Consider the following 13,393-nt stretch of genomic DNA (forward strand, 5'->3'; position numbering starts at 1 on the left):
CAAGGAAAGGCTGGGCTAACCTGCGACTTCTCCCATGAGCGCTCAGATGTGCGATTGTCATCTCAGATGCTGACCGGGTGACAGAGCCCCGACCCCGGCTCAGACGGCCGCCTCCCGTGGGACACATCCGCAGAGGGTCCCGTGGGACCCGCCGAAGGAGGCCGCCCATGGCATCGATCGCCCGCACTCCCCCGGCCCCGGCGCCCGGCGACGCCGCCGGACTGCGCGAGCGGGCCCGCGGCGCGCTGCTGGGCCTGGCCGTCGGCGACGCGCTGGGCGCACCGGCGGAGAACCTCAAGCCCTCCGAGATCCGCGCCCGCTGGGGCCGGATCACCGGATACGTGAGCGAGCAGCCGTACGGCACGGACGACACCGAGTACGCGATCTTCTCCGGTCTGCTGCTGGCCCGGCACGGCTCGGCGCTCACCCCGGAGCACGTCGAGGCGGCCTGGCACGAGTGGATCGCCGACCGGGCGGAGGGTCCCTTCCGCGGCGCGGGCTTCAGCGAGCGCGGCACCCTGGAGAACCTCCGCCGCGGCCTCGCCGCCCCCATCTCGGCCCAGCACCGGCACGCCTGGAGCGACGGGCTGGCGATGCGGGCGGCGCCCTTCGGGGTCTTCGCCGCCGGGCGTCCCGCCGAGGCGGCCCGGCTGGCGGCCGTCGACGGCTCCGTCAGCCACGAGGGAGAGGGCATCTACGGTGGCCAGGCGGTCGCGGCGGGCGTGGCCGCGGCGATGACCGGCGCGGCGGCCCCCGTGGTGATCGCCGCGGCCCTCGCGGTGATCCCGGACGACTCCTGGACGGCCCGCTCCCTGCGGCGCGCGGTGTCGGTGGCGCACCGCGGCGAACGCGCGGTGCGCTCCGCGGTCGTCATCGGCGGCTATCCCTGGACCGACCTGGCCCCGGAAGCGGTCGCCCTCGCCTTCGGCGCGTACGCGGCTGCCGACGGCGACTTCCGGGAGGCGGTCCTGACGGCCGTCAACATGGGCCGCGACGCGGACACGACGGCGGCCGTGGCGGGCGCCCTCTCCGGCGCCACCCAGGGCCTCGCGGCGATCCCGCCGCACTGGTCGTCCGCGATCGGCCCGGCCCGGGGCCGCTGCCTGCCGTCCATCGCCGGCCACCACGTGCTGGACGTCGCGGACCTCCTGCTGACGGCGGCGGAAACGGGCACGGCGGGGACCGAAACCGGCACGGCGGGGGCGGCAGCCGGGGTGGCGGGGAGACGGGAGGTGATCCCGGCGGCCGTGGCGGCGCCCTTGGCCGCGGTCCTGCCGGCGGCCGTGGCGCTGGGGGAGCGGGCGGCGGCCGACGCTGTCGTGGAGCCGGCCGAACTCCTCCCCCTGCCCGACACCGTCCAGCCGGCCGAACTCCTCACACCCCCTCCCCCCGCCCCTCGGCCGACCGAGCCGGATGGCGGGCGGGCGGGGGACCGGGGGTCCAGTGAGCGGAGCCCCCTGGTGGGCACCGGGCGTGCCGGGCAACCGAACGGGGAGGGACGGCCATGACGGCGCGCCGTATCGAGGGTCTCCTCCTCGGCCTCGCCGCCGGGGACGCCGCCGGCTGGCCCGCCGCCCGGCACCGCGCCGCCCGCATGCCCGAGTGGACCCGCCGCCTCACCCGGGAACTGGACACCTTCGCCGAGCAGAACGCCACCACCACCCTCCCGGTGCCGATCGCCCTCAACCAACCCCCCGAACCCCTCCGCCTCGGTCCCTCCGACGACGCCGAGTGGGCGGTGTTCGCCGCGGAGGCGGTCCTGCGCGCCGGCGACGACGACGTCCTCGGCGACCTCAGCCGGGCCCGCCGCATGCGCGCCGCCATCGATCTCACCTGGACCGCCGTGGCCTGCGAGGTCGCCGCCGCGGCGGACCGTGCCCCGGAGATCGAGTCCGCCGTCCTGCCGCTGCGCGCCCGCATCTCCGTGCGCGCCGGCCTCGGCAACCTCGCCACCGGCCTGCGCCCGCCCGCCACCGGTCACGACAACCCGCACTACTTCGACGACGCGGCCTGCGTCCGCGCCTGCGTCCTCGCCGTGGCCCACCCCGGCGACCCGCGACAGGCCGCCGCGCTCGCCGAGTTCGACGCCCGCTACACCCAGGACGGCGACGGCGTGCACGGCGCGCGGGCCATGGCGGCGGCCCTCTCCCTCGCCCTCGCCGACGCGGACACCGACGCCTGTGTGACCGCCGCGCTCGCCGAACTCCCGGCGGACACCGAGATCGGCCGCAACGCCCGGCACGCCCTGGCCCTGGCCGAGGACGGCGAGTCCGCCTTCGCCCTCGTCCCCCGCCTGGAACACCAGATCGTCGACCACGTCTACAGCTACGGCATCGCCGCCGCCGAGACCGTCCCCGTCGCGCTCGCCCTGGCCACCGCGGCCCGGGGCCGGATCGCCGAGGCCGTACCGGCCGCCGCCTGCCTGTCCCGGGTCGCCGACTCCGCGCCCGCCCTCGCCGGCGCGCTCACCGGCGCCCTCGGCGGCGGCGCGGCCATCCCCGCGGCCTGGCGGGAATCCTGCCGCGTCCTGCCCGGCTGCACCCTGCCCCGCCTCACCGGAACCGACCTCGTGGAACTCGCCGGACTCCTGGAAGCCGCACAACCGGCCCGCCCAGGAGGATGATTCGGGGCATGACGCCCAAAGAAGAAGAAAGCAGCGGCCCCGCCGCGAACGGTCTCGCCGACCGCGTCACCGCCGCACTGGTGGGAGCCGCCGTCGGCGACGCCCTCGGCGGCCCGGTCGAGGGCTACTCCCCCGACCAGATCACCGAGCGGCACGGCGGTCGCGTGCGCGGCATCGTCGGCCCCTGGCACGGTGACGCCTGGCGCACCGCCCGCCCCATCGCGCCGTACCACAAGGGTGACGGCCACGTCACCGACGACACCCTGATGACGCACGCGCTGATCCGCGTCTACGACCGCGTCCGCGACCACCTCGACGCGTACGCGATCGCCGAGCACCTGGTCCCCGACCTGATGACCACCCCTCGCTGGATCCCCGAACTGGAGGCCGAGGCCCTGCCGCTGCACCGCCTCTTCCTCGCCGAGAAGTGGCTGGTGGCCAGGCTCGCCTACGGTCACGCCGACCCCCGGGAAGCGGGCACCGGCAACATCGTCAACTGCGGCGCCGCGATGTACATGGCCCCGGTCGGCCTGGTCAACGCGGCCAACCCGGCCGCCGCGTACGCCGAGGCGCTGGACGTCGCGGGCGCGCACCAGTCGTCGTACGGCCGGGAGGCGGCCGGTGTGTTCGCGGCGGCGGTGGCCGCCGCGACCGCCCCCGGCGCGACCCCCGGCTCGGTGGTGGACGCCTGCCTGTCGCTGGCCAAGGACGGCACCCGCACGGCGATCGAGAAGGTGTGCGAAGTCGCCGCCGGGCACCGGGACTTCGAGTCGGCGCTCGGTCCGCTGCGCGCGGCGGTGGAGCCGTACGACACCGTCGGACCGGACTACCGCGCCCCCTCCCTCGCCGCCCGCCGCCCCTCCCGGCTGCACTCCATCGAGGAACTCCCGGTCGCGCTGGGCATGCTGGTCGTCTCCGGCGGCGACTACCGGCAGGCGGTGCTCGGCTCCGTCAACTACGGCCGTGACTGCGACTCGATCGCGACGATGGCCGGCGCCCTCGCGGGCGCGCTCGGCTCGCCCGCCCCCGAGGAGTGGGCGAAGACGGTCGCCGACGCCAGCCGTCTCGACCTGTGGGCGCCGGCCCGGACGCTCACCGAGGTCTCGTGCGAGATCTTCGACCGGGACGTCCGCCGCCGGCGCGCCCACGAGGAGGCGTTCACCGCGCTCGGAGGCCGGCCGTGCTCCGACTGACCTGGGTCCAGCCGGAGGACCTGCTCGGCCACGAACTGCGCCAGGCCCGCCTGGACGGGCGTGAGCCGAAGGCGATCGAGGCGCGCTGGCGGGCGGCGGGCGGCCCGGACGCCCCGGAGCGCGCGGGCGCGTCCCCGCACCGCGTCTCCCGCTACCTGCGCCTGCTGGCGGAGGACCTGCTGGACGAACTCGCCGATCTGCCCAGCCGTCTCGCCGACGACGAGCCGACCGACCTGGCCCGCATCAGGGCCCGGTGCCCCGACTGGCCCACCGGACGGTCCGTCACCGCACCGGACCCCCTCGCCCTGGAGGCCGCCTGGCTCGGGCGGGCCATCGGCTGTCTCCTCGGCAAGCCGGTCGAGAAGCTGCCGCTCGACGGCATCCGCGCCCTCGCCCGGGCGACCGGGAACTGGCCCCTTTCCACCTGGTTCACCGCCCGGGGAGTCCCCGGCGACCTGCTGGCCGCCCATCCCTGGAACCGCCGCTCGGCCGCCACCTCGCTCGCCGAGAACATCGACGGCATGCCCGAGGACGACGACCTGAACTACCCCCTGCTCAACCTCCTTCTGCTCCAGCGCCACGGCAGGGCCTTCACCACCGACGACGTGGCCCGGCTCTGGCTCGAAGAACTCCCGCCCGGCCGCACCTTCACCGCCGAGCGGGTCGCCCACCGCAATCTCCTCGCGGGCATCGAACCCCCGCACACGGCCCGCCACCGCAACCCGTTCCGCGAGTGGATCGGCGCGCTGATCCGCGCCGACATGCACGGCTGGAGCAATCCGGGCGACCCGGCCGCCGCCGCCGAACAGGCCCACCGCGACGCGGTCCTCACCCACACCGCGAACGGCGTCTACGCGGCGATGTTCACGGCCGCCGTCATCGCCACGGCGGCCACCGGCACGCACGACGTCCACGCCTGTCTGCGCGCCGGCCGCGCGGTGGTCCCGGCCCGCTCCCGCCTGGCGGAGGCGATCGACCACGCCGTCCGGCTGGCCACCGTCACGGACGACTTCGACGACGTCGTCGACGAACTCCACGCCGTCTACGGCCCCACCCACCACTGGGTCCACGCCCTGCCCAACACCGCCCTGACCGTCGCCGCCCTCACCCACGCCGGCGGCGACTTCACCGGCTCCGTCTGCCGTGCCGTCTCCGGTGGCTGGGACACCGATTCCAACGGCGCCACCGCCGGAAGCATCGCCGGCCTGCTCGCCGGCTCCCCCGGCGCGCTCCCCGACCGCTGGCGGGCCCCGCTGAAGAACCGGCTCGCCACGACCGTCGCAGACTTCGACGGCACCGGCTTCGACGCCCTCGCCCACCTCACCCACCTGGAGGCGACCCGACCATGACCCACATCGCCGTCCTCGGCAGCACGAACATGGACCTCGTCACGTACGTCGCCAAGGCCCCGCGGCGCGGGGAGACGGTGACGGGACGGGAGTTCCGTACGGTCCCCGGCGGCAAGGGCGCCAACCAGGCGATCGCCGCGGCCCGCGCCGGCGCCACCGTCTCGATGATCGGCGCGGTCGGCAACGACGCCTTCGGCGCGCGGCTGCGTGCCACCCTCGAACACTCCGGCGTGGACACCGACTTCCTGCGCACGGTCGAGGGCCCGTCCGGCACCGCGCACATCGTGGTGGACGACGAGGGCGGCAACGCGATCGTCGTCATCCCCGGCGCGAACGGCACGGTCGACCACCTCTGTCCCGGGGACGAGGGGGTGATCGCGACCGCCGACGCCCTGCTGCTGCAACTGGAGATCCCGACGGCGGCGGTCGTCGCCGGCGCGGAGGCGGCCCACCGGCACGGCGTCCGCACGGTGCTCACCCCGTCCCCCGTCCAGCCGCTGCCGCCCGAACTCCTCGCGGCGATCGACCTGTTGGTGCCGAACGAGTACGAGGCGGTCACCCTCACCGGCCGCACCGACCCGCGCGAGGCGGCCGCCGCCCTGCTGGACCTGGTGCCGCAGGTCGTGGTCACCCTGGGCGCCACGGGCTGCCTGTACCTGACCCGGGGCGCCGAACCGCTCGTCGTCCCCGCGCCGCCCGTGCGAGCCGTGGACTCCACGGGCGCGGGCGACACGTTCGCCGGCACGTTCGCGGTGGCCCTCGCCGAGGAGAAGCCGGTGCGGGAGGCCCTGTCCTGGGCGGCGGCCGCGGCGGCGATCTCCGTCCAGCGGGAAGGCGCGTCGGCGTCGATGCCGTACCGCCCGGAGATCGAGGCCCAGTACAGCGCATGAACACGACGAGACCGACACGTACGACGGCCGAGACGGCCGAGACGGCCGAGACGGCCGAGACGGTCACGCCGGCACACACCTCCCCGGCCCTGGACGGGCTGCGGGTGCTGGACCTCGCGACCCTCTTCGCCGGGCCGATGGCCGCGACCCTGCTCGGTGACTTCGGCGCCGAGGTGATCAAGGTGGAGCATCCCCGGCGGCCCGACCCGTCCCGGGGCCACGGTCCGGCCAAGGACGGCGTCGGCTTGTGGTGGAAGGTGCTCGGCCGCAACAAGCGGGCCGTCACCCTCGACCTGTCCACGTCCGGCGGCCGGACCACCCTGCTGCGGCTGGCCGCCACCGCCGACGTGGTGATCGAGAACTTCCGCCCCGGAACCCTGGAGAAATGGGGCCTCGGCTGGCCGGAGCTCTCCGCCGCCAACCCCCGGCTGGTCCTGGCCCGGGTGACCGCGTTCGGCCAGTTCGGTCCCTACGCGCACCGCCCCGGCTTCGGCACCCTCGCCGAGGCGATGAGCGGCTTCGCCGCGGTCACCGGCGAACCGGACGCGCCCCCGACGCTGCCGCCCTTCGGACTCGCCGACTCGATCGCCGGCCTGGCGACCGCCTACGCCGTGCTGACGGCGCTGGCCGCACGCGAGCGCACCGGCACGGGACAGACGGTCGACATGGCGATCATCGAACCGATCCTGTCGGTCCTCGGCCCCCACGCCACCTGGTACGACCAGCTCGGCTACGTCCAGCAGCGCACCGGCAACCGGTCCGCGAACAACGCCCCGCGCAACACCTACCGCACCGCCGACGGCACCTGGGTCGCCGTCTCCACCTCCGCCCAGTCGGTCGCCGAGCGCGTGCTACGGCTGGTGGGCCGCCCGGACCTGATCGAGGAGCCGTGGTTCGCCACCGGCGCCGACCGCGCCGCCCACGCCGACGTGCTGGACGAGGCGGTGGGCTCCTGGATCGCCGGCCGCACCCGCGCCGAGGTGCTCGCGGCCTTCGAGAAGGCGGAGGCCGCGGTGGCCCCGGTGCAGGACGTCCGGGACGTCCTCGTGGACCCCCAGTACCAGGCGCTGGACACGGTCACCACCGTCGACGACCCGGAACTGGGCCCGCTGCGCATGCAGAACGTCCTCTTCCGGCTCTCCGCCACGCCCGGCGCGATCCGCTGGGCAGGCCGCCCGCACGGCGCCGACACCGACGCCGTGCTCACCGAACTCGGCCTCACCCCGGACGCCATCGCGGCGCTGCGCGCGGAGGGCGCCCTGTGACCCGCTTCCCGCTCACCTGGCTCTACGTGCCCGGCGACCGTCCGCACGTGGTGGCCAAGGCCCTGGTGGCGGGCGCCGACGTGGTGGTGGTCGACCTGGAGGACGCGGTCGCCCCGGACCGCAAGGAGTACGCCCGCGCGGCCACCGCGGAGCTCCTGGCGGAGCCCCAGCCGGTCCCGGTGCACGTGCGCGTCAACGCCCTGGACAGCGTCTGGGCCGCCGCCGACCTCCGCGCCCTGGCCGGTCTGCCGGGCCTGTGCGGCGTGCGGCTGCCGAAGGTGACGGCCCCGGGCGAGGTACGGCGGGTCGCCGTGGCCACACCGGTCCCGCTCTACGCGCTCCTGGAGTCGGCCCTCGGCATCGAGCACGCCTACGCCATCGCCACCGCCCACCCCGCCCTGCGGGGCATCGCCCTGGGCGAGGCCGATCTCCGCGCCGACCTCGGGGTGCGGGCCGACGCGGGACTGGACTGGCCGCGCTCGCGGGTGATCGTCGCCGCCCGCGCGGCGGGCCTGCCCCCGCCGTCCCAGACGGTCTACCCGGACATCCGTGACCTCGACGGCCTGGCCGCCTCCTGCGTCCACGGCCGGGCGCTCGGGTTCCTGGGCCGCGCCGCGATCCACCCCCGCCAGCTGCCGGTGATCGAGCGGGCCTACCTGCCCTCGCGGGCCGAGATCGAACACGCGGAGACGGTCGTCAAGGCGGCCTCGGTGAACGAGGGCGCCCAGGCCCTGCCCGACGGCCGCTTCGTCGACGCGGCGGTGGTGGCGATGGCACGGCGGACGCTGTCGCTGGCTGCCCGGGGCTGACCCTCCGCACACGCCGAGGGCGCCCGGAGGTCTTCCGGGCGCCCTCGGCGTCGTACCACGAACGGTTCAGCTCTTCTCGGCCGGCGCCGCCTTCTCCTCGCCCTCGGCATCGGCAGCGGCGTCGGCGCCTGTGCCGGCGCCGGCCTCCGCGTCCTCGACGGCCGCCGCGTCCCCGACGGCCGCCGTGCCCTTGGCCGGGCCGTCGGAGACCCCCGGCTCGACCACGGCTTCGCGTCCCGGCCGCTTCTTCGACGACACCACGATGTACGCCACCGCCAGCAGGAAGACGAGCAGCGCGGTCCAGTCGTTCAGGCGGAGGCCCAGGATGTGGTGGGCGTCGTCCACCCGCATGTACTCGATCCAGCCCCGGCCCACGCAGTACGCGGCGACGTACAGGGCGAACGCCCGGCCGTGCCCCAGCTTGAAGCGGCGGTCCGCCCAGATGACCAGCAGGCCGACGCCGACGCACCACAGGGACTCGTAGAGGAACGTCGGGTGGTAGTACCCCGGCACCCGGCCGCCCTCGGAGGAGGTGATGTGCAGCGCCCAGGGCAGGTGGGTCTCCCGGCCGTACAGCTCCTGGTTGAACCAGTTGCCCCAGCGGCCGATGGCCTGCGCGAACGCGATGCCGGGCGCGACGGCGTCGGCGTACGCGGGCATCGGGATGCCCCGGCGCCGGGCGCCGATCCACGCGCCCAGCGCGCCGAGCGCGATGGCGCCCCAGATGCCCAGGCCGCCCTCCCACACCTTGAAGGCGTCCACCCAGTCGCGGCCCTCGCTGAAGTACAGCTCGTAGTCCGTGATCACGTGGTAGAGCCGGCCGCCGACCAGGCCGAACGGCACGGCCCAGACGGCGATGTCGGCGACCGTGCCGGACTGCCCGCCGCGGGCGATCCAGCGCTTGTTGCCGAACCAGACGGCGACGAAGACACCGATGATGATGCAGAAGGCGTAGCCGCGCAGCGGGATGGGGCCGAGGTACAGCACCCCGTGCGCCGGGCTGGGGATGGAGGCAAGGTTCATGGGGTTCATGGCAAGTCCGACGCTACCGTGCCGGGCCGTGGGGACGGCAAGCGGACCGGCTACGGGTCCATAACGGGGGCGTGAGAAACGCTTACCCGCGGTCGGCGGCCTCCACCAGTTGCCTGAGCTTGGCCGGGGTCATCGTCTGGTCCTGGTAGATGTTCTTGCCGCCGAGCAGCACCGTGGGCGTACCGCTGAAGCCGCCGGAGCGGAACGCCTGGTTGGACTTGTCCACCCAGCTGTCGTGCGTGCCGTTCTGGACGCATCTGCGGAAGGCGGGTGTGTCCAGGCCCTTCACCTTGCCGGCCAGCTCGGTCAGCTTGGCGTTGTTCGCGAAGGCGTCGTCGGTCTCCTTGGGCTGGTTCGCGAACAGCACGTCGTGGTAGTCGCGGAACCTGCCTGCGTCCTGGGCGCAGGCCGCGGCGTTGCCGGAGCGCAGCGAGCCGGTGCCGCCGAGGTTGCCGTCGATCAGCCGGACGAGGTGGTACTCGATCCTGAGCTTGCCGGCGTCGGCCAGTTCGTGGAGGGTCGGCCGGTACGCCACCTCGAAGGCCTGGCAGGCCGGGCAGCGGAAGTCCTCCCAGACGGTGAGCGTCGACCTGGCGCCGTCCTTGCCGACCGGGATCGCGAGGCCGTCCTTGCCCTGCGCCCCCGACGGTGCGACGGCCGGGCCCGCGCTGCCGCTCTTGTGCTTGCCGGCGTTCGCGGCGACCACGCCGATCACCGCCGCCAGCCCCAGGACACAGATGACGCTCGCGCCCACGATGAGCGCGCGCCGTCGCTTCTCCCCGGCCTTCTGCTTCTCGCGTTCGACCGCCAGCCGTTCCCGGGCGGTGCGCTTTCCGTCACGGTTCTTCTCGCTCACACCCCCAGAACGAACCGGGGAGGCGCAGCGCGCCTCCCCGGCCCGAGGTCCACTCGTTCGAGTGACCACATCATCTGTCACGGGACATTCGCCGACCGTCACACCGGTCCGTCACGCCTGTCCGCGCACGCCTTTCGCCAGCTCACCGGCCAGCTCACGGACCGCCGCGATGCCGGAGGCGTGGTCGGGGGCGTCCAGCATCCGCTTGACGAAGGCCGAGCCGACGATCACGCCGTCGGCGAAGCCGGCGACCTCGGCGGCCTGGGCCCGGTTGGAGACGCCGAGCCCGACGCAGACGGGCAGCTCGGTGCCGGTGGCCCGGGTGCGCCCGACCAGGTCCTGGGCCTGGGTGCCGACGGACTCGCGGGTGCCGGTGACGCCCATGAGGGAGGCCGCGTAGACGAAGCCGCTGCCCGCCGCGGTGATCTCGGCGAGCCGCTCGTCCTTGCTGCTCGGCGCCACGACGAAAACCGTGGCGAGGCCGTGCTTCTCGGCGTGCTCCCGCCACGGTGCCGACTCCTGCACGGGCAGGTCGGGCAGGATGCAGCCCGCGCCGCCCGCCTCGGCCAGCTCGGCGGTGAACCGCTCCACGCCGTAGCGGTCGATGGGGTTCCAGTACGTCATGACGAGCACCGGCTTCCCGGTGGCCTCGTGGGCCTCCCGGACCGTGCGCATGACGTCGGCGATCCGCACCCCGCCCCGCAGGGCGATGTCGTCGGCGGTCTGGATGACCGGGCCGTCGAGCACCGGGTCGCTGTGCGGCAGTCCGACCTCGACGACGTCGGCGCCGCCGTCGAAGACGGCCCTGATCGCCTCGATGCCGCCGTCCACGGTGGGGAAGCCGGCCGGAAGGTAGGCGATGAGCGCGGAGCGGCCCTCGGCCTTGGCGGCGGCGAGGGTGTCGTTCAGCAGCTGTACGTTCCCGCTCACTTGGCGTCCCCCTCGATCTCGGCGGTGTCGGCTGCGTCGGCCGCCACCTCGGCGTCGGTGTCGTAGAGGCCGAAGTACCGGGCGGCGGTGTCCATGTCCTTGTCGCCGCGGCCGGACAGGTTGACGACGATCAGGCCGCCCTCGCCGAGTTCCCTGCCGACCTCCAGGGCGCCGGCCAGCGCGTGGGCGCTCTCGATGGCCGGGATGATGCCCTCGGTGCGCGACAGCAGGCGCAGGGCCTGCATGGCGGCGTCGTCGGTGACCGCGCGGTACTCGCCGCGGCCGGAGTCCTTCAGGTAGGAGTGCTCCGGGCCGATGCCCGGGTAGTCCAGGCCGGCCGAGATGGAGTAGGGCTCGGTGATCTGGCCCTCGTCGTCCTGGAGGACGTAGGACCGGGAGCCGTGCAGGATGCCGGGCTCGCCGGCGGTGAGGGTGGCCGCGTGCTCGCCGGTCTCGATGCCGTGGCCGGCGGGCTCGCAGCCGATGAGGCGGACGCTCTCGTCGGGGATGAAGGCGTGGAAGAGGCCGATGGCGTTGGAGCCGCCGCCGACGCAGGCGACGGCCGCGTCGGGGAGGCGGCCGGTGCGCTCCAGGAGCTGGCGCCGTGCCTCCACGCCGATGACCCGGTGGAAGTCGCGGACCATGGCGGGGAACGGGTGCGGTCCGGCGACCGTGCCGAAGAGGTAGTGGGTGTGGTCGACGTTGGCGACCCAGTCGCGGAACGCCTCGTTGATGGCGTCCTTGAGGGTGCGGCTGCCGGACTTCACGGCGACGACCTCGGCGCCGAGCATGCGCATGCGGGCGACGTTGAGGGCCTGGCGCCGGGTGTCGACCTCGCCCATGTAGATGGTGCAGTCGAGGCCGAACAGCGCGCAGGCGGTGGCCGTCGCCACGCCGTGCTGGCCGGCGCCGGTCTCGGCGATGACCCGGGTCTTGCCCATGCGCTTGGTGAGCAGGGCCTGGCCGAGCACGTTGTTGATCTTGTGGGAGCCGGTGTGGTTGAGGTCCTCGCGCTTGAGGAACACACGGGCGCCACCGGCGTGTTCGGCGAAACGGGGCACCTCGGTGAGCGCCGACGGGCGGCCGGTGTAGTGGACGAGCAGGTCGTCGAGCTCACGGGCGAACTCGGGGTCGTGCTTGGCCTTGTCGTACTCGACGGCGACCTCGTCCACGGCGGCGACGAGGGCCTCCGGGATGAACTTGCCGCCGAACGCGCCGAAGTAGCCCTCGGCGCTGGGCACCTGGCCGGCGGGGTCGGGGATGAAGAACTCGCTGGGCATGCGGAAACCTCACGGTGAGTGCGGTGGGACAACACTGTTCGCCGTGGGGGCGGGGCCGGTCGTACGGCCTCGGGCCGTGTGTGGTTGCTCGCGCACACACGGCGGTGGCCGCACGTCAGACGGGGATCCCGCGCCCCTTCGGGGCGCGCTGCCATCGGCGTCCGTTGACCTGCCCGGGTTCGTCGCCGATGACGTACCGGACGCGACGGCCGTGCACGCGGCGCGCGGGGGCGCGGCAGCCACGCGGACGGCAGCCGCGCGCCAGGCGCGCGTGCCGGTCCACGGTCGTCACGGTGAGAGTCATCGCCGCCAAGCCTAGCGTGATCAGGCGCGCCCGTGCCGCAGTGCCGGGTGCTCGCCGGCCGCCACCAGGTCGGCGACCGCCGCCTTCGGGTCGCGGCCCGTCACCAGGGACTCGCCTACCAGCACCGCGTCGGCGCCGGCGTTGGCGTACGCGATCAGGTCGTGCGGGCCGCGGACGCCGGACTCGGCGACCTTCACGAGGGTGTCCGGGATCTCCGGGGCGACCCGCTCGAACGTGCCGCGGTCCACCTCCAGCGTCTTCAGGTTGCGCGCGTTGACGCCGATGACCTTGGCGCCCGCGTCCACCGCCCGCTCGACCTCGTCCTCGTCGTGCACCTCGACGAGGGGGGTCAGGCCGATGGACTCCGCCCGCTCGATCAGCGACTCCAGGGCCGGCTGGTCCAGCGCGGCCACGATCAGCAGCGCGAGGTCGGCGCCGTACGCCCGGGCCTCCCAGAGCTGGTACGACGTGACGATGAAGTCCTTGCGCAGGACGGGGATGTCGACCCGCGCGCGCACCGCCTCCAGGTCGGCGAGCGAGCCGCCGAAGCGGCGCTGCTCGGTGAGGACGGAGATGACGGCCGCGCCGCCCGCCTCGTAGTCGGCGGCGAGTCCGGCGGGGTCGGCGATGGCGGCCAGCGCGCCCTTGGAGGGGCTGGAGCGCTTCACCTCGCAGATCACCTTGACGCCGTCGCCCTTGAGCGCGGCCACCCCGTCCTTGGCGGCGTGGGCCTTGGCCGCGCGCTCCTTGAGCTCGTCGAGGGTGACGCGTGCCTGCCGCTCCGCGAGGTCGGCACGGACTCCGTCGATGATCTCGTCGAGCACACTCACGCGAGCGGCCCCCTTCCAGACGGTGGTTCCTT

The 13,393-nt window shown here is 74.6% G+C and carries 13 protein-coding genes; 7 read left to right on the forward strand and 6 right to left on the reverse strand.

What is annotated here, in order from left to right:
• Window positions 1-167 precede the first annotated feature (167 nt).
• Genes LG395_RS10545 through LG395_RS10575 form a run of 7 tightly spaced genes read left to right on the forward strand, consistent with a single transcriptional unit; the run spans window position 168 to window position 8,129 of the window.
• A complete protein-coding gene (locus LG395_RS10545; RefSeq protein ID WP_225809194.1) occupies window positions 168-1,508 on the forward strand; it encodes an ADP-ribosylglycohydrolase family protein in 1,341 nt (446 codons plus the stop codon).
• Window positions 1,505-2,623 carry an ADP-ribosylglycohydrolase family protein gene (locus LG395_RS10550; RefSeq protein ID WP_225809195.1) on the forward strand — a complete coding sequence of 373 codons (1,119 nt, stop codon included), beginning with the start codon at window positions 1,505-1,507 and terminating at the stop codon, window positions 2,621-2,623. Before LG395_RS10545 ends, LG395_RS10550 begins: the two co-directional genes overlap by 4 nt.
• Before the next feature lie 8 nt (window positions 2,624-2,631).
• A complete protein-coding gene (locus LG395_RS10555) occupies window positions 2,632-3,816 on the forward strand; it encodes an ADP-ribosylglycohydrolase family protein (protein WP_225809196.1) in 1,185 nt (394 codons plus the stop codon).
• Entirely contained in the window at window positions 3,804-5,165 is a 1,362-nt protein-coding gene (locus LG395_RS10560) for an ADP-ribosylglycohydrolase family protein (protein ID WP_225809197.1), read from the forward strand. Before LG395_RS10555 ends, LG395_RS10560 begins: the two co-directional genes overlap by 13 nt.
• Window positions 5,162-6,055: a ribokinase gene (rbsK, locus tag LG395_RS10565; RefSeq protein ID WP_225809198.1), complete on the forward strand. Its 894-nt coding sequence runs from the start codon at window positions 5,162-5,164 to the stop codon at window positions 6,053-6,055. The genes LG395_RS10560 and rbsK overlap by 4 nt, the downstream gene beginning before the upstream one ends.
• Window positions 6,052-7,320 (forward strand): CaiB/BaiF CoA transferase family protein, encoded by a 1,269-nt coding sequence (locus LG395_RS10570; RefSeq protein ID WP_225809199.1) that lies wholly within the window; start codon window positions 6,052-6,054, stop codon window positions 7,318-7,320. Before rbsK ends, LG395_RS10570 begins: the two co-directional genes overlap by 4 nt.
• Entirely contained in the window at window positions 7,317-8,129 is an 813-nt protein-coding gene (locus tag LG395_RS10575) for an HpcH/HpaI aldolase/citrate lyase family protein (RefSeq protein WP_171157263.1), read from the forward strand. Before LG395_RS10570 ends, LG395_RS10575 begins: the two co-directional genes overlap by 4 nt.
• A gap of 66 nt (window positions 8,130-8,195) precedes the next feature.
• Here the strand turns inward: LG395_RS10575 and lgt are convergent, their stop codons facing one another.
• From lgt to trpC, 6 genes are all read right to left on the reverse strand, one after another.
• A complete protein-coding gene (gene lgt / locus LG395_RS10580; RefSeq protein WP_225809200.1) occupies window positions 8,196-9,152 on the reverse strand; it encodes a prolipoprotein diacylglyceryl transferase in 957 nt (318 codons plus the stop codon).
• A 91-nt stretch (window positions 9,153-9,243) separates the two neighbouring features.
• The gene (locus LG395_RS10585) at window positions 9,244-10,017 is read right to left on the reverse strand and encodes a DsbA family protein (RefSeq protein ID WP_171157259.1); all 774 of its coding nucleotides are present in this window, start codon (window positions 10,015-10,017) and stop codon (window positions 9,244-9,246) included.
• A 111-nt stretch (window positions 10,018-10,128) separates the two neighbouring features.
• The gene (trpA, locus tag LG395_RS10590; RefSeq protein WP_171157257.1) at window positions 10,129-10,947 is read right to left on the reverse strand and encodes a tryptophan synthase subunit alpha; all 819 of its coding nucleotides are present in this window, start codon (window positions 10,945-10,947) and stop codon (window positions 10,129-10,131) included.
• Window positions 10,944-12,227, reverse strand: coding sequence for a tryptophan synthase subunit beta (trpB, locus tag LG395_RS10595; RefSeq protein WP_171157256.1), 1,284 nt, complete (start codon window positions 12,225-12,227; stop codon window positions 10,944-10,946). Before trpB ends, trpA begins: the two co-directional genes overlap by 4 nt.
• A gap of 115 nt (window positions 12,228-12,342) precedes the next feature.
• Window positions 12,343-12,531: a tryptophan biosynthesis modulator TrpM gene (gene trpM, locus LG395_RS10600; protein ID WP_171157254.1), complete on the reverse strand. Its 189-nt coding sequence runs from the start codon at window positions 12,529-12,531 to the stop codon at window positions 12,343-12,345.
• Between the two features lie 20 nt (window positions 12,532-12,551).
• Entirely contained in the window at window positions 12,552-13,361 is an 810-nt protein-coding gene (gene trpC, locus LG395_RS10605; protein ID WP_225809201.1) for an indole-3-glycerol phosphate synthase TrpC, read from the reverse strand.
• Between the last annotated feature and the right edge of the window lie 32 nt (window positions 13,362-13,393).

Origin of the sequence: Streptomyces spinosus (genome assembly GCF_020400655.1) — a bacterium.
Taxonomy (GTDB): Bacteria; Actinomycetota; Actinomycetes; order Streptomycetales; family Streptomycetaceae; genus Streptomyces; species Streptomyces argyrophylli.